Consider the following 23,932-nt stretch of genomic DNA (forward strand, 5'->3'; position numbering starts at 1 on the left):
CCCCGCCAAAGAGGAGACGTCATGGCAGAAGCAGGCATCAACGAGGCACAGCAGAACCCTGTGCCGCAAGCGCAGCAAACGACCGACGGTTTTCATCTCGTCATCGACGCGCTGAAACTCAACGATATCGACACGATCTTCGGTCTCGTCGGTATTCCGATTACCGACCTCGCCCGTCTCGCGCAAGCCGAGGGCATGCGCTTCATCGGCTTCCGGCATGAGCAGAACGCCGGCAACGCCGCGGCGGTGGCGGGCTACATGACGAAGAAGCCGGGTATCTGCCTGACGGTTTCCGCGCCGGGTTTCCTGAACGGCCTGACCGCGCTCGCCAACGCGACCACGAACTGCTTCCCGATGATCCTCATCAGCGGTTCGAGCGAGCGCGAAATCGTCGACCTGCAACAGGGCGACTACGAAGAGATGGACCAGCTCAACGCCGCGAAGCCTTATGCCAAGGCTGCGTTTCGTGTTCTGCACGCGGAGGACATCGGCGTGGGCGTGGCGCGTGCGATTCGCGCCGCGGTGTCGGGCCGTCCCGGCGGCGTGTACCTCGACCTTCCGGCCAAGCTGCTCGCGCAGACCATCGACGCTGTGAAGGGCCAGCAGTCGCTCATCAAGGTCGTGGATGCGGCGCCGCGCCAGATTCCCGCGCCCGACGCGGTGGCGCGCGCCATCGATGTGCTCAGGAATGCGAAGCGTCCCCTGATCCTGCTCGGCAAGGGCGCCGCTTACGCCCAGGCCGACGCGCAGATCCGCGAGCTGGTGGAAAAGAGCGGCATTCCGTATCTGCCGATGTCGATGGCCAAGGGGCTTTTGCCCGATACGCACGAGCAGTCGGCATCGGCCGCGCGCTCGTTCGTGCTGGCCGAGTCGGACGCCGTCGTGCTGGTCGGCGCGCGCCTGAACTGGCTGCTCGCGCATGGCAAGGGCAAGACCTGGGGCGCGGCCGCCGGCCCGAAAAAGTTCGTGCAGATCGACATCGCTCCCACGGAAATCGACAGCAACGTCGCCATCGAAGCGCCCGTGATCGGCGACATCGGTTCATGCGTGGAAGCACTCGTCGCCGGACTCGGCAATGATTTCCCGAAGCCGCCGGCGGAATGGCTCGACGCCGTAGCCGATCGCAAGAACAAGAACCTGGAGAAGATGGCCGCGACGCTCGCGAAGAATCCGTCGCCGATGAACTTTCACAGTGCCCTGCGGGCGATTCGCGACGTGCTCAAGACGCGCCCCGATATCAACGTGGTCAACGAAGGCGCGAACACGCTCGACTACGCCCGCAGCATCATCGACATGTACCAGCCGCGCAAGCGCTTCGACTCGGGCACGTGGGGGATCATGGGCATCGGCATGGGCTTCGCCATCGGCGCGGCGGTGACGAGCGGCACGCAGGTCGTGGCGATCGAGGGCGACAGCGCGTTCGGCTTCTCCGGCATGGAACTCGAAACGATCTGCCGCTACAACCTGCCTGTGTGCACCATCGTGTTCAACAACAACGGCGTGTATCGCGGCACGGATGTGAACCCGAACGGCGGCTGCGACGTCGCGCCCACGGTGTTCGTGAAGAACGCGCGCTACGACAAGATGATCGAGGCCTTCGGCGGCGTCGGCCATCAGGCGACCACGCCCGAAGAACTCACGAGCGCGCTGCTCGAAGCGATTGCGTCGGGCAAGCCCACGTTGATCAACGCAGTCATCGACGAATCGGCCGGGACCGAAAGCGGCCGTCTCACGAATCTGAATCCGCAAAGCGCGGCCATGAAGAAATAAGCCCCTATAGATCAGGTAGACCAGGAGATACGACAAATGAGCAAGCCCCTCGAAGGTATCAAGATCATCGACTTCACGCACGTACAGGCCGGCCCCGCCTGCACGCAGATGCTCGCGTGGTTCGGCGCGGACGTGATCAAGGTGGAGCGCCCGGGCGCCGGTGACGTGACGCGCTCGCAACTGCGAGATATTCCCGAAGCCGATGCGCTGTACTTCACCATGCTCAACAGCAACAAGCGCTCGCTCACGCTCGACACGAAGAAGCCCGAAGGCAAGGAAGTGCTGGAAAAGCTGATTCGCGAGTCGGACGTGATGGTCGAAAACTTCGGCCCCGGCGCGCTCGACCGCATGGGCTTCACGTGGGAGCGCATCAAGGAACTGAATCCGAAGATGATCGTCGCTTCGGTGAAGGGCTTCAGCGAAGGCCACCACTACGACGACCTCAAGGTTTATGAGAACGTCGCGCAGTGCGCGGGCGGCGCGGCTTCGACCACGGGCTTCTGGGACGGCCCCCCCACGGTCAGCGCGGCGGCGCTGGGCGACAGCAACACGGGCATGCACCTCGCCATCGGCATTCTCACGGCGCTGATCGGCCGCGACAAAACGGGCAAGGGCCAGAAGGTGGCCGTATCGATGCAGGACAGCGTGATCAACCTGTGCCGCGTGAAGCTGCGCGACCAGCAGCGTCTGGATCGCGTGGGGTATCTCGAGGAATATCCGCAGTACCCGCACGGCACGTTCAGCGACGTCGTGCCGCGCGGCGGCAACGCGGGCGGCGGCGGCCAGCCGGGCTGGGTGCTCAAGTGCAAGGGCTGGGAGACGGACCCGAACGCGTATATCTACTTCACGGTGCAGGGTCATGCGTGGGAGCCGATCTGCCGCGCGCTGGGCAAACCCGAATGGATCAACGACCCGAACTACAACACGGCACAGGCGCGCCAGCCGCATATCTTCGACATCTTCGCGACGATCGAAGCGTGGCTCGCCGACAAGACCAAGTACGAAGCGGTCGACATTCTGCGCAAGTTCGATATTCCGTGCGCGCCGGTGCTCAGCATGAAGGAAATTGCTGAAGACCCTTCGCTGCGCGCTAGCGGTACTATCGTCGAAGTGCCGCACAAGGAGCGCGGCACGTACCTCACGGTGGGCAGCCCGATCAAGTTCTCGGATCTGAAGCCGGAGATCACGGGTTCGCCGCTGCTCGGCGAGCACACCGACCAGGTGCTGGCCGACCTCGGCTACACGCCGCAGCAGATCGCGGCGCTGCATGAAACGCGCGCCGTTTGAGTTCGTGAGCCGCTAGCAGTACGTAGTAAGCGGGCGCGGCCCACGCCGCGCTCGCGCAATACCAGACTGGCAGGCAGGACGCCGCGCGGCATGGGCAATGCGTGCCGCGCGACGACGAAAAACGACTCACCCCACATAGTCATCGCCATGCAATCCGCCATCGATTTCGAGCAGCTCGCAAACGCCATTGGGGACGCCATCGTCATCTCCGACGCAGCCGGCGACATCACATTCTGGAATCCGGCGGCCGAGCGCATGTTCGGCTATACGCGGGAAGAAGCGCTCGGCAAGACGCTCGACCTGATCATTCCCGAGCGGCTGCGCGGACGCCACTGGGAGGGCTATCACAAGACGATGGCGACCGGCCAGACGCGCTATGGCAACGACGTGCTGCGCGTGCCGGCCGTGGACAAGGCGGGCAAGGCGCTTTCCATCGCCTTCACCGTGGCGTTGCTGTACTCGCCGCAGGGCGAACTCGACGGCATCGTCGCCGTGATCCGCGACGAGACGGCGCGCTTCCAGGAGGAGCGCGCGCTCAGGAAGCGCGTCACCGAACTCGAAGCACAGGCCCAGTAATCCTGAACTCATCGGGAGCTTTTCGATGCACACCGAAAGACTTGGACACTTCGAGGTCGAACTGTCGGCCCGTCAAATGATCCACAACGGCGGCTGGGCCGCGTTCGCCGCGATCCACGCGGTCGAGGCCGCTGCCGACGAACCGGCGGCCGCCGTTTTGCCGCGTCAATGGGTCGTCGACGAAACCGTATTCGAAAGCGAAGCCGCCGCCATCGCCGGTGCGCGCGAGGCGGCGCTCGCTTTTCTCAAGAGCGGCAATCCGCCCAGCATGGGCGTGTCATAGGGCACAGCCCTCATCGAGCCGCGGCACATAAAGAATTCCAAACTCAGGAGACGTTTCATGAAGTCGTGGCTACGCTTTCGGCGCGCCAGAGGTATTGGCGCGCCGCCGATTCCGCATGTTCGCGCCGCAGCGCTCTCTTTTGTGAAGGACGGAGGCGCATCATGGCGATGACGATTGCGGTTCCCCGCGAGACACATGAAGGCGAACGACGCGTAGCGGCGACGCCCGAAAGTGTGGCACAACTAATCAAACTCGGTTACGCCGTGGAGGTCGAAACGGCGGCGGGCATCAACGCGTCCTACCCGGACGACGCGTATCGCGCCGCAGGCGCGCGCGTCGTGGACGATGCGCGCGCGCTCGTGAGCGGCGCGGATATCGTCATCAAGGTGCGCCCGCCTTCGAGCGAGGAAGTGCAGCGCCTCAAGCCCGGCGCGACGCTGATCGGCTTCATCTGGCCCGCGCAAAACGCGGCGCTGCTCGAGCAACTGGCGGCGCGCGAGGTAACGGTGCTGGCGATGGATTGCGTGCCGCGCATCTCGCGCGCGCAAAAGCTCGACGCGTTGAGTTCGATGGCGAACATGGCCGGCTATCGCGCGGTCGTCGAAGCGGCCCAGCATTTCGGGCGCGTGTTTACAGGGCAGATCACGGCGGCGGGCAAGATGCCGCCCGCCAAGGTGCTCGTGATCGGCGCGGGCGTGGCCGGGCTCGCGGCGATCGGCGCCGCGCGCGGTCTTGGCGCGATCGTGCGCGCGTTCGATACGCGTCCCGAAGTCGGCCAGCAGGTGCAGAGCATGGGCGCGGAGTTCCTGAGCGTCGACATCGAGGAGGAGGGCGACGGCTCGGGCGGTTACGCCAAACAGATGAGCGCGAAGTTCATCGAAGCGGAAATGGCGCTGTTCGAGGCGCAGGCGCGCGAGGTTGACATCATCATCACGACGGCGCTCATTCCGGGCAAGCCTGCGCCGCGTCTCATCGATGCGAAGACAGTGGCGTGCATGCGCGCGGGCAGCGTGATCGTCGACATGGCCGCAGAGCAGGGCGGCAACTGCGAACTCACGCGACCGGGCGAGGTCGCGAATGCGAACGGCGTGACCGTGATTGGCTACACGGATTTGCCAAGCCGCATGGCGAACCAGTCGAGCCAGCTTTACGCGACCAACATCCGCCATCTGCTGACCGATCTCACGCCCGCGAAAAACGGCGAACTCGAACTCGACATGGACGACGTCGTGCAGCGCGGCACCACCGTCATGCAGCGCGGCCAGGTGTGCTGGCCGCCGCCCCCGGTGCAGGTCTCGGTAGCGCCGCAGGCCGTTGCGCAGGCGAAGCCCGTTGCTGCCGCGGCTGGCAACGCGAAGGAGGAAGCCGCTCAGGCCGCGCGCCGCAATGGCGTCGGATCGCTCGCGGCGCTCGTTATCGCCGCGCTGCTGCTGCTCGCGCTCGGCGCGGTCGCGCCGCCGGCGTTCGTCGCGCACTTCACCGTGTTCGTGCTGGCCGTGTTCGTCGGCTATCAGGTGGTCTGGAACGTCACACCCTCGCTGCATACGCCGCTCATGAGCGTGACGAATGCGATCAGCGGGATCATCGTGATCGGCGCATTGCTGCATCCGGGCAATGCCAGCACGATCGTCACCGTGCTGGCGGGCATTGCGCTCGTCGTCGCGACCATCAACATCGCGGGCGGCTTTCTCGTCACCCAGCGCATGTTGAAGATGTTCCAACGGACCTGAGGAGACGTCATGCTAAACGGAATCGGCAACATGGCGTGGCTCGGCGCGGCGACGCTCTTCATTCTCAGCCTGCGAGGGCTGAGTCATCCCGCGAGTGCGCGGCGCGGCAACCTGTATGGCGTGACCGGCATGGTGATCGCCGTGCTCGCCACTCTGCTCGTCACGGGCGGCGCGGGTCTGCAAATCGCGCTCGTCGCGGCGCTGGTGGGCGGCGGGCTCGGCGCGGTGCTCGCGCGCCGCGTGGAGATGACGCAGATGCCGCAGCTCGTCGCGGTGCTGCACAGCTTCGTCGGTCTCGCGGCCACGCTCATCGCCTTCGCGAACTTTCTCTCGCCCCAGGGCGCGATGAGCGGGGTCGAGCGCGCGATTCACGACACCGAGATCTACGTCGGCGCCTTTATCGGCACGGTCACGTTCAGCGGCTCGATCGTCGCGTTCCTGAAGCTGCAGGGCACGGTGAGCGGCAAGCCGCTCGTGCTGCCCGCGCGGCATCTGCTCAACGCGGTCGTGCTGGGCGCGTGCATCGCGCTCGGTTATCGGTTCGTCAGCGCTCCCGATGGCGGCGACGCGCTCTATGCGCTCATCGTGATGTGCGTGCTGGCGGCGGCGCTTGGCGTGCACCTCGTGATGGCGATCGGCGGAGCGGACATGCCCGTGGTGGTCTCGATGCTCAACAGCTATTCGGGCTGGGCCGCGGCGGCAACGGGCTTCATGCTCGACAACGATCTGCTCGTGACGACGGGCGCGCTCGTGGGTTCGAGCGGTGCGATTCTCAGCTACATCATGTGCCGCGCGATGAATCGTAGCTTCGTTTCGGTAATTCTCGGCGGCTTCGGCGCGGTGAGCGCCACGGCGAGCGCGACGCCGGAAGGCGAAGTCGTCGCGACGACCGTGGACGAAGTGGGCTCGCTGCTGCGCGACGCACAGGAAGTCGTGATCGTGCCGGGCTACGGCATGGCCGTCGCGCAGGCGCAGGGCACGATCAGCGAGATCACGCGGCGCTTGCGCGCGTTGGGCATACGCGTGCGCTTCGGCATTCACCCCGTGGCGGGCCGCTTGCCGGGCCATATGAACGTGCTGCTCGCGGAAGCGAAGGTGCCGTACGACATCGTGCTCGAAATGGACGAGATCAACGAGGACTTCACGAGTACCGACGTCGTGCTCGTGATCGGCGCGAACGATATCGTCAATCCGGGTGCGCAGGAGGACGCGGGCAGCCCGATCGCCGGCATGCCGGTGCTGGAGGTGTGGAAGGCACGCACCGTGGTCGTTTCCAAGCGCAGCATGGCGACGGGTTACGCGGGCGTGGACAATCCGCTTTTTTATAAGGACAACACACGAATGCTGTTTGGCGATGCGAAGGGCAGCGTCGATGCATTGCTTCGGCAACTCGAAGCCGCTTGACGGTTGACGTCAGGCGCCGCGGGAAACCCCGCGGACAAACATAACGGACCGGAGACAGACAACTTGGCACACACCGATCGTATCGAAGGCGGCTACACGGCCTGGTGGCACAACCGCTGGGTGCAGCTCGTGGCGGGCATTCTTTGCATGGGGCTCGTCGCGAATCTGCAGTACGCGTGGACGCTGTTCGTCGTACCGATGGACGCGCGGCATCACTGGGGGCAGGCTGCGATCCAGCTCGCTTTCTCCATTTTCATCGTGACGGAAACCTGGCTCGTGCCCGTGGAGGGCTGGCTGGTGGACCGCTTCGGGCCGCGCCCCGTAGTGATGGGCGGGGCGTGCTGCGTGGCGCTCGGCTGGGTGCTCGACGCCTGGGCGCCCGCGTTGCCGGTACTTTACGCCGCCGCAGTTATCTCGGGCATTGGCGCGGGCTGTGTGTACGGAACATGCGTGGGCACGGCGCTTAAATGGTTTCCCGACCGGCGCGGCCTCGCCGCCGGCATGACGGCGGCCGGCTTCGGCGCGGGCGCGGCGCTCACGGTCATCCCCATCTCGAACATGATCCAGCAGTCGGGCTATGAGCGCGCGTTCGTATTCTTCGGACTCCTTCAGGGCGCCTGCATCATGGCGCTCGCGCTCGTGATGGTGCGGCCGAAGCCGCCGGCGCATGCCGCGGGCATGAAGCGCATCGTGGCGACGAAAACCGACTACACGACGAGGCAGATGGTTCGCGCGCCCGTATTCTGGGTGATGTACGCGATGTTCGTGTGCGTGGCCGCCGGCGGAATCATCGCGACGGCGCAGATCGGCCCCATCGCGAAGAGCTATGGCTTCGCCTCGATGCCGGTCACGCTCGCTGCGGCGACGCTGCCGCTGCTCACGATGACGTTGTCGATCAACAATCTGTGCAACGGCTTCACGCGGCCGCTGTGCGGGCTGATCTCGGATCGCATTGGCCGCGAGAATACGATGTTCATCACGTTTCTCGGCGAAGGGCTCGCGCTGCTGGGCTTGCGCGCGTTCGGGCATGACCCGTATCTCTTCGTGCTGTTCTCGGGACTCGTGTTCCTGTTTTACGGCGACATCTTTTCGAACTTCCCCGCGACCTGCGCCGACACGTTCGGCGCGAAATACGCGGCCGGCAATGCAGGCACGCTATACACCGCGAAGGGGACCGCGGCGATGCTCGTGCCTGTCGCGACGCTGCTCGCGATCCACGGCGGCTGGAACATGGTGTTCGATCTGGTGGCCTGTGTCGCGATGATGGCGGGCGTGAGCGCGAAGGTGATCCTGCAGCCCATGCGCCGGCGCTGGATCTTCCAGTCGGGCGAGGAGGCGAGGATGGCCGATCCGGCATTCGCGCCTTCGCCGGTCGGTGCGTCCAAGTGAGCGCGTTTGATGGGCGTGCGAGGGGCGGTTGACGCGCGTGTTCGCGCGTTACGGGCGGGCGGGGCGGTCGTGACCGTGGCGCGCGGCTGCGGGGCGCAACGCCCGCATCACGCGTGCCGCGCCTTGTAGTCTCGCGCGCACGCGTGCGCGCCGTACGCGGCGCGCATCGACGCGGGCCTGGTCGCGTCGCGGGTCCGGTTCGGCATCCTGCCCGTTTTGCAGCCCGAGATGCGCGTAACGGCCATTGCTGGCGCTCTTGTCGAGCCAGTGCTCGGGCCGGGTTGCGAGCAGCCAGGTCGCGGCGGCGCCAAAGCTCACGGCGACGATCGCTGCGACGGCAACGAATTCCATTCGGCGTTCCTTGATCGGCTTGATTCACGGTGCAACATCAATGTATACCGTGAAATATAACGCATATGACGGATTGCGCGATGCGAAGCGACCAAAGCGGCGGCCCCGTCGGCGGCTTGTACGAGAGGGGAATGCCGCCGCGAAAACAAAAAAGCCCGCAAATTTGCGGGCTTTTTCGATGAATCCTGTGTGCTGCTGATTCTGCTTGAGGAGACGTGGTGCCCAAGAGAGGACTCGAACCTCCACAGTGTTGCCACCGCCAGGACCTGAACCTGGTGCGTCTACCAATTCCGCCACCTGGGCACGTCTTCAAGCTAGAACGAAATTATTGCGCGATCAAGCGTGACTGTCAATAGTTCTTTTCAAAAAAACTTCATCTCGGGAACGAGGCTGCTGCGGTTCGTGCGATAGCAGGGGAGTTGTGCTCGCCGCGGCCCCGAAATGAAAAAAGGCCGGCATAAAGCCGGCCTTTTGAATCTGGTGCCCAAGAGAGGACTCGAACCTCCACAGTGTTGCCACCGCCAGGACCTGAACCTGGTGCGTCTACCAATTCCGCCACCTGGGCAAGGTGTCGTTTGCTGCTCAACGTGTCGAGCAGCAAAGACCGAAATTATAGCGGGCCCAGAACGGCTGTCAAGCGGTTTTGTGAGGGGCGATAAAGCGCGGCGATGCGGGCGCGGCCAGGCCCGCGAGCGGCCGTCCGATAGCGCCGCGAGGCCGCTCCTACGGCTCGTAGGGTGCGATGCGGATGTTAGAATGCCTCGCAGAAGTTCCGCCGGCAAAAGTACGGGGTTCAGGCGCCGCCCGCACGTATTGCACATTCATTCGTATCGCAGGTTCGGGCCGCGCGAAATCCGACGTCCACGCAACGAGAACAACCATCGACAAGCCCTTGAGCAAATATCCGTACCCGATTCCCAGCCGCGAAGAGATTCTCGGCGTGCTGCGGACCAGCGACTCGCCATGCACCGCGAACGATATCGCCGAGGCGCTCGCCATCAAGCGCCAGGAGCGCGAAGGGTTCTTCAGGCGCCTCGCCGCCATGGAGCGCGACGGGCAGATCCGGCTCGACTCGCGCGGCCACTACCAGCTCGCTCATCCTTCGAATTTCGTTGCCGGGCGCGTGCAGGGGCATCGCGACGGCTACGGCTTCCTCGTGCGCGACGACGGCCAGGACGATCTGTTCCTGCCGCAAGGCGAAATGCAAAAGGTCATGCACAACGACCGCGTGCTCGCGCGCATCGTCGGCTATGACCGGCGCGGACGCCCGGAAGGCCATATCGTCGAAGTCACCGACCGCGCGAACCGCAGCGTGATCGGGCGCCTGCTCAACGAGAACGGCGCGCTGATCGTCGCGCCCGAAGACAAGCGCATCGGCCACGACATTCTCGTCACGCAGAATCCCAAGAAGGCGAAGGTCGGCCAGGTCGTGGTGGTCGAGCTGACCGATTTCCCCAGCCGCCACTCGCAGCCGCTCGGCCGGGTGATGGAAGTGCTGGGTGATATCGACGATCCGGGCATGGAGATCGAGATCGCCGTGCGCAAGTACGGCGTGCCGCACGAGTTCAGCAAGCCCGCGCTCGACGAAGCCGCGAAGCTGCCCGACGGCGTGCGCCCCACGGACATTCGCTATCGCGTGGACTTGCGCGACGTGCCGCTCGTCACCATCGACGGCGAAGACGCGCGCGACTTCGACGACGCCGTCTATTGCGAGCCGATGCAGGTCGGCAAGGGCGAGGGCTTCCGCCTGATCGTCGCCATCGCCGATGTTTCGCACTACGTGCTGCCCGGCAGCGGGCTCGACGTGGACGCCATCGAGCGCAGCACGTCGGTGTACTTCCCGCGCCGCGTGATCCCGATGCTGCCCGAGAAGCTCTCGAACGGCCTGTGTTCGCTCAATCCGCATGTGGACCGCTGCGTGCTCGTGTGCGACATGGTGATTACCGCGCGCGGCGAGATCAAGGCGTACCAGTTCTATCCGGGTGTAATGCACTCGGCGGCGCGGCTCACGTATACCGAGGTCGCGGCGGTGCTCACCAACACCAAGGGCCCCGAGGCCACGCGCCGCGCGGCGCTGCTGCCGCAACTGCAGAATCTCTATGGCGTGTACAAGTCGCTGTTCGCCGCGCGCCAGAAGCGCGGTGCAATCGATTTCGATACGACCGAGACGTATATCGTCTGCAATGCGCAGGGCAAGATCGAGCAGATCGTGCCGCGCCAGCGCAACGATGCGCACAAGCTGATCGAGGAGTGCATGCTCGCGGCCAACGTGTGCGCGGCCGACTTCATGAAGCGCCACAAGCACCCGGGCCTGTACCGCGTGCACGCGGGGCCGACCGCCGAAAAACTCGAAAACCTGCGCACCTTCCTGCGCGGCATGGGTCTTTCGCTCGGCGGCGGCGACACGCCTCATGCGAGCGATTACGCCGCGTTGATGGCGCATATCCGCGACCGGCCCGACGCGCAGATGCTCCAGACCATGCTCCTGCGCTCGATGCAGCAGGCCGTGTACAGCCCGGACAACATCGGTCACTTCGGTCTTGCCTACGAGGCTTACGCGCACTTCACGAGTCCGATCCGCCGTTATCCCGATCTGCTCACGCACCGCGCGATCTACGCGATCCTGCAGGGCAAGAAGTACCAGCCGGCCGCGCCCGAGGGCGTCGAGTTGAACACGGCGCTCTCGCCGCGCGCGCGCGCCATGCAGGCCGAGGACGAAGAGAAGCGCGGCCCGCGCCGCAATCGCGGCGGCAACACGGCGATCTGGGAAGAACTGGGCCTGCATTGCTCGGCGAACGAGCGGCGCGCCGACGAAGCCTCGCGCGACGTCGAAGCCTGGCTCAAGTGCTACTTCATGCGCGACAAGCTCGGCGAAGAGTACGGCGGGATGGTGAGCGGCGTGACGTCGTTCGGCATTTTCGTGCAGCTCGACGCGCTCTTCATCGAAGGGCTCGTGCACGTGACGGAACTCGGCTCGGATTACTTCCAGTACGACGAGATCAAGAACGAACTGCGCGGCGAGCGCACCGGCATTCGCTATCGCCTGTCGGACCGCGTGCGCGTGCAGGTGAGCCGCGTGGATCTCGACGCGCGCAAGATCGACTTCCGCCTCGTGCGCGATACGCCCGTGAAGCCGGGCGGCAACCGGCCGATGCCCGTCGACAAGGGCGGCATGGAAGGCGGTCCGCGCGTGCGCGGGTTGCCGGGCGGCGACATGGCGCGCCAGAAAAAGCCCGCGCCGGCGCAAAGCGTAGCGGTGAAGGAAGCGCGCGCGGCGCGCGGCGCCGCCAAGACCGCGAAGAAGCGCCCGGCTGTGAAGCAGGCGCCCAAGAAGCAGGCGCCGCGCAAGAAGCGCTGAGCGCCATGCGGGGCGCGACGCGCGCTCCGCAGCCGTTACTTATCCGGGCCGCGCCGCCGTGCGCGTGCCCGGTTTTTTCACTTGCATGCCGCGTCCGGTTTTTTGCCGCGAGGGCGCGCGGCTTGCATAGGCCGACCGCCCGACGCGGCCGGCCGACCATCGTTTTCGGCGGCGCGGTGTCTGCGCCGCAAAACGTTCATCAGGGGTTGTCTCAGCTATGTCACGTCTCAAGGTTCTTTACGGGTTTCACGCGGTGACCGCACGCATGCGGCACGACGCGTCCACGGTCGAGGACGTCTATTACGATCCGACGCGCCGCGACCGCCGCATGCAGGATTTCCTGCACACCGCGAAGGAAGCGGGCGTGCGCGTGATCGCAGCCGATGAAACGCGCCTCTGGGGTCTCGCGCACACGGAGCGCCACCAGGGCGTCGTGGCCCGCGTGCACGATCTGGCGCTCGCGCAAAACCTCGCGGAGCTGCTCGACGGCATCCAGGGCTCGCCGCTGTTGCTCGTGCTCGACGGCGTGACCGATCCGCACAATCTCGGCGCGTGCCTGCGCGTGGCCGACGCGGCCGGCGCGCACGCGGTGATCGCGCCGCGCGACCGCGCCGTGGGTCTGAACGCCACGGCCGCGAAGGTAGCGAGCGGCGCCGCGGACACCGTGCCCTACATCACCGTGACGAATCTCGCGCGTGCGCTGCGCGAGCTGAAGGAAGCGGGCGTGTGGGTGGTCGGTACTGCCGGCGACGCGAGCGCGGGCCTCTACGAGACGAAGCTCGATGGCCCCGTCGCGCTCGTGCTGGGCGCCGAAGGCGAGGGCATGCGCCGCCTCACGCGCGAAACCTGCGACGAAGTCATGCAGATTCCGATGGCGGGCACGGTCGAGAGCCTGAACGTTTCCGTGGCGTCGGGCGTGTGCCTGTTCGAAGCGGTGCGCCAGCGCGCGGCTGCACGCTAAGCGGACTCGTTCCTGCGAGATGCGGGCAGCCCGTGCCCGCATCTCCGGTAAACTAGGCGTATTCCGCGTTTTTCTCCTCCTCGGGCTGTACTCCCATGACTCAAGACGAACTCAAGCAACTGGTCGGCCAGGCTGCCGCCGACTATGTCAATGCGAACGTGCCGGAAGGCGCCGTAATCGGCGTCGGTACGGGCTCCACCGCCAACTGCTTCATCGACGCGCTCGCGGCCAGCAAGGACCGCTACCGCGGCGCCGTGTCAAGCTCGGTCGCGACCACTGCGCGCCTCGAAGCGCACGGCTTCAGGATTTTCGACCTCAACGAAATCGAATCGCTGCCCGTGTACGTGGACGGCGCCGACGAGATCGACGGCTCGGGCGCCATGATCAAGGGCGGCGGCGGCGCGCTCACGCGCGAGAAGATCGTCGCTTCCGTGTCGGACGTGTTCGTCTGCATCGCCGACGCGAGCAAGCGCGTCGAAGTGCTCGGCCAGTTCCCGCTGCCCATCGAGGTCGTGCCGATGGCGCGTACGGCCATTGGCCGCCGCGTGACGGCGCTCGGCGGCGTGCCGGTGTTGCGCGTGCAAAAGGACGGTTCGCCCTTTATCACCGACAACGGCAACGAGATCCTCGACGTGAAAGGGCTGCGCATCAGCGATCCGCGCACGCTCGAGGCGCATGTCAACGCATGGCCGGGCGTGGTGACGGTGGGTCTGTTCGCCGCGCGCGGTGCGGACTTCTGCCTGCTAGGCGGTGAAAGCGGCGTCGAGCGAGTCGATTACCGCAAGGCCTGAGCGCTCTCGCGCGAGCGGCACGTGTAACAGGCTTTTGCCTGCTTTCGCCTGCTTTTGCCTGTACGTTGCCGCTCTTTTCTCCAGCGCCCCTGCGTGGCCCGCCGAACCGAACATCGCGATTAATTATTAAAAAAAGCGATTTTCCCTATCTCGTTGTCCGCGCATCCATCTGATGCTTCAATTCGGACATTCAATGACTTTTGAAAGACATTCCCTGGATTCAGGGCCCGCGCTAATCGCTACGTTGAGAACCGCACACAAAACGTGTGAATGACGTAGCAATTGTCTGACTGTCTGGGATATAAATTCACCGTCCGGCGACGTTATGAAAATGATTCGCTAAAAGAAGAATTTCTGTCAGGCAGTACACGGGGAAACAATGATAAAAGCGGGTGCGGGAGAAATTGTATCGGACTGCTATTCAATGGCGTCCGTAAAAAAGAACAGGGCATTACGGGGCATTCCTTTCCGTTCTCCGGGTTTTCAATTCTGCATGGCCGCCTGATTTTCGCGAAAGCGAAAATCGCAGGGGTGTTCTGCGCGATATTTAATCTGGTACCTCCAGTTTAAACGGTCTTCCCGATATCGGGCTGGTCCGCGGGGATATTCGCGCCTCGTCAATGCAGCGATTTTAAAAGCATTGCAGTTGAAGTCGTGTTAAATGCGCCCGCGCTATCAGGGGGAGTGTGCGCGCATTCATCCAACGTTCCCCTGTTATATCAGGAAGACCACAATCATGAAGAAGATTCAGGCCATTTCGCTCGCCGCCATGCTCTCTCTCGGTTCCGCCGCCGCATTTGCAGGCGGCCCCGGCGGTGCGGGCAGCGCGCCGTCGTCCTCCACCACGTCGGCGGTGGGCGCAGCGGGCGTTGGCTTTGGCGCGACGTCGCTCACGTCGAACTCGACGTCGTCGGTCAACGGCGGCTTCACCTCGGCGCTGACGGTGCCGGGCCATATCGACGCCACCGTGTCGCAAGGCAACCAGTCGTTCTCGAATGCGAGCCTCACGTTCGGTTCGGGCTACACGACGCAAAACGGCAATACGCAAACGTACGGCCAGACGGGTAGCGGCTATGTCGGCCAGACGGGCACGACGACCACGAACCAGAATTCGTCGACGCTCGGCTTCACGAGCGCCACGCAGTCGGGCTCGCAGAACTTCAATTCATCGGTGATCAACACGTCGTTCGACGGTTCGAGCGGCGGCTACGGCGGCTCGGGCTTCCAGTCGAACGCAAGCGCGAACGGCAGCGGCACGGCCAACGCGAATGGCGGCGTGGGCATCGTCGCAGCGGGCGGCTCGGGTTCGCTCACGGGCGGCATGCACTGGTAATCGGAACGGGTCGGCCGTTCACTAGCGCGTCGGAAAGGGGGCGCCGCCCCTTTTCCGTTCACGGAGAGAAGAATGAGCAAGCTGAAACAAAAAATAGCCGTTGCCGGGGTGTTGCTGTATGCAGGCGCCGCGTGGGCGCAAACCACGCCGACGATGACGTCGGGGACCACGTCCACGTCGAGCCAGACGAGCACCGTTTCCAATACTGTCGTGCTGCCGGGCGGCGGCGCGTCGGACGTGACATACCACGGCGCCTACGATGTGCGCACGACGCCCACGGTCTACGCGCCGGCCTTGACGGCCTCGGTGACCGAAACGTGCTGGGGCAGCATTTCAGCCGCGGTGTCGGTGGTGGGTGTGGGCGCGACGGCCGCGGGCACCATCAAGGATATGGACTGCAACAAGCGCCTGAATGCGGCCGTGGCGTGGCGCATGGACCGCAAGGACATCGCGTTCAACATCATGTGTCAGGAAGACGATTTCCGCGAAGCGGCCGCGCTGACCGATCATCCTTGCGGCGACAATCGCAAGATCGCGAAGAACGATGGCTCGCCCGCGCAATTGCGCAACGCCGACACGAGCCCGGACCCGAAGCTTCAGGAGCCGACCGACCCGTTCGTGCGCGAGCGCGAGCATCTGCCCGCGTTGCCGCTTGCGCAGGCGCTCGTGCCTTCGGCCCGTTGAATCGCGCGCGGCGCAAGAGAGGAGGGCGCGCTCCTGTTCTCTTCAGCTAAAGCGGTAACGCGCGATTGATTCGCAATCCTGCGTGTTCCGCTTTTCCTTCGAACTTGCCTGAATGAGCGCGCGATTACTCGCTCACTCGACCGTTTCCGCCTCGCGCAGGCGCGGCAGCAGCCGGTCGAATTCGCGGCGCACGAGGCCATAGCACTCGCAGGCGCGGGCTTCGAGCCCCTCGCGATCGAGCACGCGAATATGGCCGCGGCTGTGGTGGATCAGGCCTTCGTCGTGCAGCTTGCCGGCCGCTTCGGTAATGCCTTCGCGGCGTACGCCGAGCATGTCGGCGATCAGTTGCTGCGTGACGTTGAGATCGTTGGAAGCGGAGCGGTCCACTTCGATCAGAAGCCAGCGGCAGAGCTGCTTGCTGAGCGAATGGTGACGATTGCATGCGGCGGTTTGTGCAACCTGCGTGAGCAGCGCGTGCATATACAGCAGCATGAGGCGGCGCAGAAAATCCGAGCGCGCGAATTGTTGCTTGAGTGCCTGGGCGCTCATGCGATAAGCGAAGCCCGCACATTGCACCTGCACGCGGTTCGGCATCGTTTCGCCGCCGGTGAGCACGGGCACGCCCGTCATGCCTTCGCGGCCGACCGCGGCGATTTCCACCGAACTGCCGTCTTCCATCGTCGAGAGCAGCGAGACGATCGCGGTAGTCGGAAAGTACACGTGATGAATGCGCTGGCCCGAATCGCAGATCAGTTGTTCCGTGCGCAGATGAACGAGTTCGAGATGCGGAGCGAGAGCCTGCCATTCATGCGACGGGAGGGCGCCCAGCAAATGGTTGCCGTGAAGATCGGATTGAAGGGTTAACATGCCTGGTCCTCGTGCGAGGCGGCGCGAGCCGCCTCCTGTTTTTCGATTCCGTTCGCCGAACCTGTTGTTGTCTGCCGTTTCCCGTGCGGCTGTTGTGTTCGTCGTGCCGGCCCCATAGTCCCGCTTGTTCATGCTCTGTCTTGCTTCGCGTTCACCCTTTAGCAGGGTGTATGCCAATGGGTGCGAAAACGCGCATTCACGCGGTTTGGCGAGAGGTGCTCATGCGGCAGTGCGGCATAAAGGCGGTTTTTTGTTTCAGTTTTGTACGGTGACTTTGCGGACCGCGACACCGCGCATCGTCTTTTTGGAAGTCGCAAGCCAATGATTCGGTTGAATTATTTGCGTCTGCCACGAGGGGGTCCAGAAATGACTCCTCGTTGAAACATGCCTGTGGGGCGACGCGTGCCGGAGCCCAAAAGACAAGCGTTTTTGATTCAGTTCTGTTGCAACGCAGACATAGGCTTTGCTGTGCGTTCGTCGGAGCGCGTGCGATCAGTGTGGGTATGCGTACAGATTGGTCTGCCCAGGTTTGCTCCAATAAGGTCCGGAAAAGGTCTCGAGGATTCGCGAGGCCTGAGCGGTCCCGGAGGCGCGCGACGCGCTCGCCGACGTGACCCGACGTATTTCAACGGGGAGCCCACTGCATGAACCAGCTCGTGACGCCCGCCGGCTTGATCGCGGCAGCCAATGAACCCGAAGTCGCGCTCGTCGTTCAGCCCGTGGTGCTGGCCGGCGGCTCGGGCACGCGGCTCTGGCCGCTCTCGCGAGAGCATTGCCCGAAACAGTTGATCGATCTGCTCGACGGCGAATCGCTGCTCGAAGCCACCGTGCGGCGGCTCGACGGTGTGTATGCGCAGGCGGGCGCCGCGATCCGCAAGGCCGCGCCGGTTGTCGTGAGCAGCGAGGAGTTGCGCCTCATGACCGTCGACCGGCTAGGCCGCAGCGGCATGCAGGCGCGCGTCGTGCTGGAACCGGTCGCGCGCAACACGGCGCCTGCGCTCACGGTAGCGGCGCTGGCGGCGCGCGCCGGGCGCGAGGCGGCGCAGGCGCGCGAGGATACCGGCGCCGTGTGCGACAGCGATCCGGTGCTCATCGCCATGCCGGCCGATCATCTGATCGCCGATCGCGCGGCGTTTGCCGCCGCGCTCGAAGAGGCCGTAGGCTACGCCGCGCGCGGCGCGATCGTTACGCTGGGCGTGCCGCCGCAGCGCGCGGAAACCGGTTACGGATACATCGGCGCTGGCGCGGCGCTCGGCGCCAGCGGCGCGCGCGTGATCGAGCGCTTCGTGGAAAAGCCGGGCCCCGAACTCGCGGCCAGTTACGTGGCTTCCGGCGATTACCTCTGGAATAGCGGCATTTTCGTGGTGCGCGCATCGGTCTGGCTCGCCGCGATCGCGCATTGCCGGCCCGCCATCGCGGCGCAATGCGCGGCGGCGTTCGAGGCGGCGGCAGTCGACGCTGACGGCACCGTGCATCTCGATACCGCGGCACTCACGGCATGTCCGTCCGATTCGATCGACTACGCGGTAATGGAGTCGCTGGGCGCGGACGCACGCCTCGCGGGCGTGGTCGTGCCGCTCGCTGCCGGCTGGTCCGACGTGGGCGCATGGGACGCGGTGTGGCAGGTGTCGAACAAGGACGCGAGCGGCAACGTGGCGCGCGGCCGCGTGATGTTCGAAGACGCGACCGACACGTTCGCGCACTCGGACGGCCGGCTCGTGGCCTGTGTGGGCGTGCATGGCGTGGTGGTGGTCGAAACCGCCGACGCCGTCCTCGTCGCGGCGAGGGATCGCGTGCAGGACGTGAAGGCGATCGTCGGCAAGCTCAGACAGGAGCGCAGCGCGGTCGCGCAGCATCACCGGCGCGTGGAGCGGCCGTGGGGCTGCTACGACTCGATCGATCAGGGCGAGCGCTTCCAGGTCAAGCGCATCGTCGTGAAGCCGGGCGGGCGGCTGTCGTTGCAGATGCATCATCACCGCGCGGAGCATTGGACCGTGGTGCGCGGCACGGCGCGCGTCACGCGCGGCGAGGAGGTTTTCCTGCTTTCGGAAAACGAATCGACCTACATTCCGCTCGGCGCGAAGCACCGGCTGGAGAATCCGGGCAAGACGCCGCTCGAAATCATCGAGGTGCAGTCGGGCGGCTATCTGGGCGAAGACGACATCGTGCGCTTCGACGACGAGTACGGACGAATAAAACGTTGAGAAGCGCGACGTGGAAAAGCGCGGCATGGATCAGCGTACGAAAAGCGTTCACGGACGAAACAGCCATCAAGTAAGTGGGCGATTCATACGATCGCCTTACAAAAAACAGCAGCGCGAAAGGCCGACGCAACACGCGTGAATACGAACAACACGCATGCGCGCAAGCATCACGTCAGGAGATATCCTGGCTGGCGAATTATGCGAAGCGCATGGCAACGTAGTACCTAAGTTCGACGACGCACGAGGGCCCGCGCGGTATCCGGCAAACATGGGCGAGAACGCCCACATCGGGGGGGTAGGGTCATGGAACTGGGGAACAAGGAACGCTCGCTCGTCAGCAAGGTGATGGACGGGCTGATTTCAGGCATCGTCGAGGAGCGGTACGGCGCCGTGCTGCCGCCGCAGGACATCCTGTCGAAGGAGTTCGACGTGAGCCGCACGGTGATGCGCGAGGCGCTCTCCATGCTGCTCGCGCGTCACATGCTCGACGTGCGGCCGAAAATCGGCACGCGCATCCGGCCCATGCGCGACTGGCGCATGATCGACGAGGACGTCGTGAACTGGCGTTTTCGCTCGAAGCCGGACAAGACGTTCCTGCGCGACGTGATCGAATTTCGCGGCCTGATCGAACCGGCGGCGTGCGCGCTCGCGGCCGCGCGGGCGAGCGCGGCGGACATTACCGGCATTCGCGAGGCGTTCGAGGCGCTGCGCCAGACGAGCCCCGACGATCCGAATTTCCAGACCGCCGACGCGCTTCTGCACACGCGCATTCTCGCGGCGAGCGGGAATCAGTTTTATCAGCAGATGGCGGCGATCATTCGCGGCGCGCTCTCGCTCGTCAATCCGATTCTCAGCACGCGTGACGGCGGCTGGAACAACGTCGTGGCGGCGCACGGGCGCATCGTCGAAGCGATCGAGCGGCGCGCGCCGAAAGAGGCCGAAGCGGCCGCGCTCGCGATGATCGAATACACCGCCGACGAACTCACCCGCGCGCTCGCGCCCGAGGCGCTGGAACAGCGCTAGGGCCGCTGCTGCTCGCCCGGTCGATGCGGGCGCATTGCAGTGCGCTGCGCGGGCCGGTATCGTGCGTGTCTTTGGGTGCGCCGGGCGTGACGTAAGTTACGCACGCCGCGCGGCGCCCCTCGACCACACAGCCGGAGCACGCAGCACATGAGCGAAACACAAACGATACGTTGGGGCATCGTCGGCGCGGGCCGCATTGCGCACCGCTTCGCGCAGGGCGTCGCGCACGTGCCGCACGCACGCGTCGAAGCGGTCTGGTCGCGGCGCGCCTCAACGGCGCAGGCGCTTGCCGGCACGTGCGGCGCGAAAACATGCGATAGCGTGGACGCGCTCTTCGCGAGCGGCATCGACGCCGTGTATATCGCCACGATGCAGGACAGTCACGCGCAGTACGCCATTGCCGCGCTCGAAGCGGGCCTGCCCGTGTTGTGCGAAAAGCCCGCCACCGTGAACGGCGCGCAGCTCGAACGCGTGCTCGACGCCGCCCGCCGCGCGCGGCGCCTCTTCATGGAGGCGATGAAGCCGCCGTTCTATCCGCTTTATCGAAAGTTGCGCGCGCAACTGGACGCCGATCCCATCGGTCCGGTCGGGCTCGTGCGCGCGGGCTGTTCGGTGGCGAGCGTGCCCGCCGACCATCCCTCGCTTTCGTTCGAGCACGCGGGCGGGGCGCTGCTCGATATCGGCGTGTACGAGATGTTTCTCGCCGTCGACTGGCTCGGCGCGCCGCGTGAGGTGCAGACTGTCGGGCGCCTCGGCTCGACGGGGGTGGATACGTTCGCGAGCCTCAACTGCCAGCATGAGCACGGTATTGCGCAGCTATTCTGCGGGCTCGATCTGCACGGCTACGGCGACGCGCTGCTGGCGGGGCCCCTCGGCCATGTGACGATCCACGCGAACTGGTGGAATCCCGCGCGCGCCACGGTGCGTTATGTCGATGGCCGCGTCGTCGAACTCGACGAGCCGTTCGAAGGCGGCGGCCTCAACTACGAGACCGCTCACTTCTGCGAATTGCTGCGCGCGGGCGCGCTGGAGAGCCCGGTGATGACGCACGAAACCTCGCGCCGCATGCTCGTCATGGCCGACGCCGCGCGCGCGGCGCTCGGACTGCGCTTTCCCTGCGAGTGAAAACGCCACGGCCCGCATGTGCGGGCCGTGTGCGGGGGCGTTCGATATGACGTCCGGTATCAGTGACGCGCGGGCAGCGCGAGGCGTCGTTCGTACCAGTGCTGCACCCATTCGAGCACCTGGCAAAGCACCCAGTAAATGGCGGCGGCCGCGAGGTAGAGCGGCAACGGCTGATACGTCGAGGCGATGATTTCCTGGGCGCTGCGCAGCAGTTCCGTCACGGTGATGACGGAAACGAGCGACGTGTCCTTGATGAGGCTGATGAGGCTGTTCGAGAGACTCGGCACGGCGATGCGCAACGCCTGAGGCGCGATCACGTAGCGCAGCGTCTGGGTGCGCGAGAGGCCCAGGCTATAAGCCGCGAGCCACTGTCCGCCATGAATGCCGAGAATGGCGCCGCGCATGCTCTCCGAGAGATACGCCGCCACGTTCGCGGAAAGCGCGATCACGCCCGCGGGCGTCGGATCGAGCGAAATGCCGATGCTCGGCAATCCGTAATAAATGACGAAGATCTGCACGAGCAGCGGCGTGCCGCGCATCAGGCTCACGTACACACGCGCGATGAACACGAGCGCGCGGTTCGAGCTGATGCCCACGAGCGCGAGGATAGCGCCGCCGATGAGCCCGAAGATCATCGAAAGCACGGCGAACTTGACCGTCAGCACCGCGCCCTGTGCAAGCACCGGCAGCGACTGGATGATGAGCGTATAGATGGGCATGGGCGTAGGTAGTGAGGTGGAGTGGCGCGTTTTGCAATGGACGCACATGTGCGAAGGGCGGCATCGTGCAATGCCGCCCTTCGCGTCAGCCGGACTGAGCGTCCCTCACGATCATTGTGCGATCGGCCTGGTCACGTCGATGCCGAACCACTTGTCCGAGATCTTCGTGAAGGTGCCGTCGGCTTCGAGCTGCGTCATCGCGTCGTCGATCGCCTTGGCGAACCTGGGATTGCCCTTCTTGAACGGGATCGCCGACGGGTTGCCCGCGCCGACGATCGCGCCCGTGCGCAGCGGCAGTTGCGAGTTCTTCAGCAGGTAAGCGAGCATCAGGCGGTCGTTGAGCGCCGCATCCAGACGACCCGCTGCGAGGTCGCGCAAATATTCGGGCGCGCCCGGATAGGTCTTCACGTCGATGCCGGGCACCGACTTGGCCATATCCATGTAATTGGTGCCGAGGCCGACGCCGAGCTTCTTGCCCTTGAGGTCGTCGAGCGACTTGAACTGACGCGTGTCGTCCTTGCGCTGGATGAGCTGCGCGGCCGAATACGTGTACGCGGGCGAAAAGTCGAGCACGGCCTTGCGCTGGTCGGTCACGCCCACCTGATTCACGATCACGTCGAACTTGCCTGCCTGCAGGCCCGCGATGATGCCGCTCCATTCGGTCGTGACGAATTCGGGCTTGAGGCCCATTTTCGCGGCCACGGCCTTGGCGATGTCGACGTCATAGCCGACCAGTTCGCCGTTCGGCGCCTTCGAGTTGAACGGAGGGAACGTGCCTTCCAGGCCGATGCGCAGCGTGCCGCGCGCCTTGACCTGGTCGAGCAGGTCGTCGGCGTGGGCGCTGGCCGTGACGAACGATGCGCCGACGATTGCGAGTGCAAGGAGTTTTTTCAGCAAACCGGATTTCATGTTTTCCTCTTGTTCTGCCGCTGTGATTCTGGTGCCAGTGCACAGCGCCTCCGATGCGCCATGACTAGCGTGCCACTATAGCTTCACGCGCGGCTCGAAGCCAGCGCCCTTGCGCATTCGGCGACGAGCGCCGGGCCGCGATAGATGAAGCCCGTATAGATCTGCACGAGCGCGGCGCCCGCCGCGATCTTCTCGCGCGCGTCGTCGCCCGAAAAAATGCCGCCCACACCGATGATCGGCACATCGGCGCCCAGTTCGGCGCGCAGCTTGCGGATCACCGTGTTCGAGGCGTCGAACACCGGGCGCCCCGAGAGACCACCGGTTTCGTTCGCGTTCGGCATGCCTTCCACGGCCGCGCGCGAGAGCGTGGTGTTGGTGGCGATCACGCCTTCGATCTTGTGGCGCAGGAGCGTGTCGGCGATTTCCTTGATCTGCTCGTCGTCGAGATCGGGCGCGATCTTCAGCGCGAGCGGCACGAGCTTGCCGTGCAGGTCGGCCAGACGCTGCTGCTTGTCCTTGAGGGCGGCGAGCAGGGCGTCGAGTTCGCCGCCGCCTTGCAACTGGCGCAGGTTCTTCGTGTTCGGCGACGAAATGTTGATCGTCACGTAGCTCGCGAACGGATAGACGCGCTCCAGGCAGAAAAGATAGTCGTCGGCGGCGCGCTCGATCGGCGTATCGGCGTTCTTGCCGATGTTCAGGCCGAGAATGCCGCGATAGCGCGCGGCCTGCACGTTTTTCACGAACTGCTCGACGCCGTGATTGTTGAACCCCATGCGGTTGATGATGCCGCCCGCCTGCGGCAGCCGGAAAATGCGCGGACGCGGATTGCCCGGCTGCGGGCGCGGCGTCACCGTGCCCACCTCGATGAAGCCGAAGCCGAGCGCGGCGAAACCGTCGATCGCGGCGCCTTCCTTGTCGAGGCCCGCTGCGAGCCCCACCGGGTTGCGGAACGTGAGTCCCATGACGGTGCGCGGCGAGTCGGGCACGCGCGGGGCGAAGAGGCCTGCCATGCCGGTGCGGCCGGCGGCGCCGATCATGCGCAGCGACAGGTGATGGGCGTCTTCGGCGTCCATGCGAAAGAGCTGGTCGCGGACGAACGGATAAAGGGTGCTGAACACGGGAGGAAGGCGCGGGCGCCGGAAAATGGGAACCCGCTATTTTAGCGGCA

At 65.1% G+C, this 23,932-nt stretch carries 20 protein-coding genes and 2 tRNA genes; 15 read left to right on the forward strand and 7 right to left on the reverse strand.

The features are described from left to right. The first annotated feature begins 21 nt into the window (after nt 1-21). From oxc to oxlT, 7 genes are all read left to right on the forward strand, one after another. A complete protein-coding gene (gene oxc, locus U5768_RS24530) occupies nt 22-1,770 on the forward strand; it encodes an oxalyl-CoA decarboxylase (protein ID WP_322032983.1) in 1,749 nt (582 codons plus the stop codon). A gap of 36 nt (nt 1,771-1,806) precedes the next feature. After that, complete coding sequence (gene frc, locus U5768_RS24535; protein ID WP_322032984.1) at nt 1,807-3,057, forward strand: formyl-CoA transferase; 1,251 nt, start codon at nt 1,807-1,809, stop codon at nt 3,055-3,057. 147 nt (nt 3,058-3,204) lie between these two features. Next, nucleotides 3,205-3,633, forward strand: a complete 429-nt coding sequence (locus tag U5768_RS24540; RefSeq protein WP_322032985.1) for a PAS domain-containing protein — start codon at nt 3,205-3,207, stop codon at nt 3,631-3,633. A gap of 25 nt (nt 3,634-3,658) precedes the next feature. After that, nucleotides 3,659-3,916: a hypothetical protein gene (locus tag U5768_RS24545; RefSeq protein WP_322032986.1), complete on the forward strand. Its 258-nt coding sequence runs from the start codon at nt 3,659-3,661 to the stop codon at nt 3,914-3,916. 161 nt (nt 3,917-4,077) lie between these two features. Further along, on the forward strand, nt 4,078-5,646 hold the full coding sequence (locus U5768_RS24550; RefSeq protein WP_322032987.1) for a Re/Si-specific NAD(P)(+) transhydrogenase subunit alpha: 1,569 nt from the start codon (nt 4,078-4,080) through the stop codon (nt 5,644-5,646). 9 nt (nt 5,647-5,655) lie between these two features. Further along, nucleotides 5,656-7,050, forward strand: a complete 1,395-nt coding sequence (locus tag U5768_RS24555) for an NAD(P)(+) transhydrogenase (Re/Si-specific) subunit beta (RefSeq protein WP_322032988.1) — start codon at nt 5,656-5,658, stop codon at nt 7,048-7,050. Nucleotides 7,051-7,113: 63 nt separating this feature from the next. Then, nucleotides 7,114-8,439 carry an oxalate/formate MFS antiporter gene (oxlT, locus tag U5768_RS24560; protein WP_322032989.1) on the forward strand — a complete coding sequence of 442 codons (1,326 nt, stop codon included), beginning with the start codon at nt 7,114-7,116 and terminating at the stop codon, nt 8,437-8,439. A 48-nt stretch (nt 8,440-8,487) separates the two neighbouring features. Here the strand turns inward: oxlT and U5768_RS24565 are convergent, their stop codons facing one another. The 3 genes from U5768_RS24565 to U5768_RS24575 form a co-directional block, all read right to left on the reverse strand. Then, nucleotides 8,488-8,790, reverse strand: coding sequence for a hypothetical protein (locus tag U5768_RS24565; RefSeq protein ID WP_322032990.1), 303 nt, complete (start codon nt 8,788-8,790; stop codon nt 8,488-8,490). 216 nt (nt 8,791-9,006) lie between these two features. Continuing rightward, a tRNA-Leu gene (locus U5768_RS24570) sits at nt 9,007-9,093 on the reverse strand. 175 nt (nt 9,094-9,268) lie between these two features. Then, nucleotides 9,269-9,355, reverse strand: a tRNA-Leu gene (locus tag U5768_RS24575). A gap of 327 nt (nt 9,356-9,682) precedes the next feature. Here U5768_RS24575 and rnr point away from each other — a divergent pair. The 5 genes from rnr (at nt 9,683) to U5768_RS24600 (ending at nt 15,917) form a co-directional block, all read left to right on the forward strand. Beyond that, entirely contained in the window at nt 9,683-12,148 is a 2,466-nt protein-coding gene (gene rnr, locus U5768_RS24580) for a ribonuclease R (protein ID WP_322032991.1), read from the forward strand. A gap of 217 nt (nt 12,149-12,365) precedes the next feature. Next, complete coding sequence (gene rlmB / locus U5768_RS24585; protein WP_322032992.1) at nt 12,366-13,109, forward strand: 23S rRNA (guanosine(2251)-2'-O)-methyltransferase RlmB; 744 nt, start codon at nt 12,366-12,368, stop codon at nt 13,107-13,109. A 95-nt stretch (nt 13,110-13,204) separates the two neighbouring features. Further along, complete coding sequence (gene rpiA, locus U5768_RS24590; RefSeq protein ID WP_322032993.1) at nt 13,205-13,900, forward strand: ribose-5-phosphate isomerase RpiA; 696 nt, start codon at nt 13,205-13,207, stop codon at nt 13,898-13,900. Between the two features lie 736 nt (nt 13,901-14,636). Beyond that, nucleotides 14,637-15,233 (forward strand): hypothetical protein, encoded by a 597-nt coding sequence (locus U5768_RS24595; protein WP_322032994.1) that lies wholly within the window; start codon nt 14,637-14,639, stop codon nt 15,231-15,233. 72 nt (nt 15,234-15,305) lie between these two features. Then, complete coding sequence (locus U5768_RS24600; RefSeq protein ID WP_322032995.1) at nt 15,306-15,917, forward strand: hypothetical protein; 612 nt, start codon at nt 15,306-15,308, stop codon at nt 15,915-15,917. Nucleotides 15,918-16,049: 132 nt separating this feature from the next. Here U5768_RS24600 and U5768_RS24605 read toward each other — a convergent pair whose 3' ends face one another. Beyond that, entirely contained in the window at nt 16,050-16,784 is a 735-nt protein-coding gene (locus tag U5768_RS24605; RefSeq protein WP_322032996.1) for a Crp/Fnr family transcriptional regulator, read from the reverse strand. 644 nt (nt 16,785-17,428) lie between these two features. Here U5768_RS24605 and U5768_RS24610 point away from each other — a divergent pair. The 3 genes from U5768_RS24610 to U5768_RS24620 all read left to right on the forward strand — a co-directional run bounded on the left by U5768_RS24610 (nt 17,429) and on the right by U5768_RS24620 (nt 21,136). Further along, a complete protein-coding gene (locus U5768_RS24610) occupies nt 17,429-18,988 on the forward strand; it encodes a mannose-1-phosphate guanylyltransferase/mannose-6-phosphate isomerase (RefSeq protein ID WP_322032997.1) in 1,560 nt (519 codons plus the stop codon). A gap of 303 nt (nt 18,989-19,291) precedes the next feature. Then, nucleotides 19,292-20,011 (forward strand): FadR/GntR family transcriptional regulator, encoded by a 720-nt coding sequence (locus U5768_RS24615; RefSeq protein ID WP_322032998.1) that lies wholly within the window; start codon nt 19,292-19,294, stop codon nt 20,009-20,011. Between the two features lie 147 nt (nt 20,012-20,158). Continuing rightward, nucleotides 20,159-21,136, forward strand: coding sequence for a Gfo/Idh/MocA family oxidoreductase (locus U5768_RS24620; protein ID WP_322032999.1), 978 nt, complete (start codon nt 20,159-20,161; stop codon nt 21,134-21,136). 59 nt (nt 21,137-21,195) lie between these two features. Here the strand turns inward: U5768_RS24620 and U5768_RS24625 are convergent, their stop codons facing one another. From U5768_RS24625 to U5768_RS24635, 3 genes are all read right to left on the reverse strand, one after another. Then, nucleotides 21,196-21,855, reverse strand: a complete 660-nt coding sequence (locus U5768_RS24625; RefSeq protein ID WP_322033000.1) for an amino acid ABC transporter permease — start codon at nt 21,853-21,855, stop codon at nt 21,196-21,198. A gap of 111 nt (nt 21,856-21,966) precedes the next feature. Further along, nucleotides 21,967-22,764: a cystine ABC transporter substrate-binding protein gene (locus tag U5768_RS24630; RefSeq protein WP_322033001.1), complete on the reverse strand. Its 798-nt coding sequence runs from the start codon at nt 22,762-22,764 to the stop codon at nt 21,967-21,969. Between the two features lie 83 nt (nt 22,765-22,847). After that, complete coding sequence (locus U5768_RS24635; protein WP_322033002.1) at nt 22,848-23,882, reverse strand: quinone-dependent dihydroorotate dehydrogenase; 1,035 nt, start codon at nt 23,880-23,882, stop codon at nt 22,848-22,850. Nucleotides 23,883-23,932: the final 50 nt, after the last annotated feature.

This window comes from Paraburkholderia sp. J76 (assembly GCF_905220295.1).
Classification (GTDB): Bacteria; Pseudomonadota; Gammaproteobacteria; order Burkholderiales; family Burkholderiaceae; genus Paraburkholderia.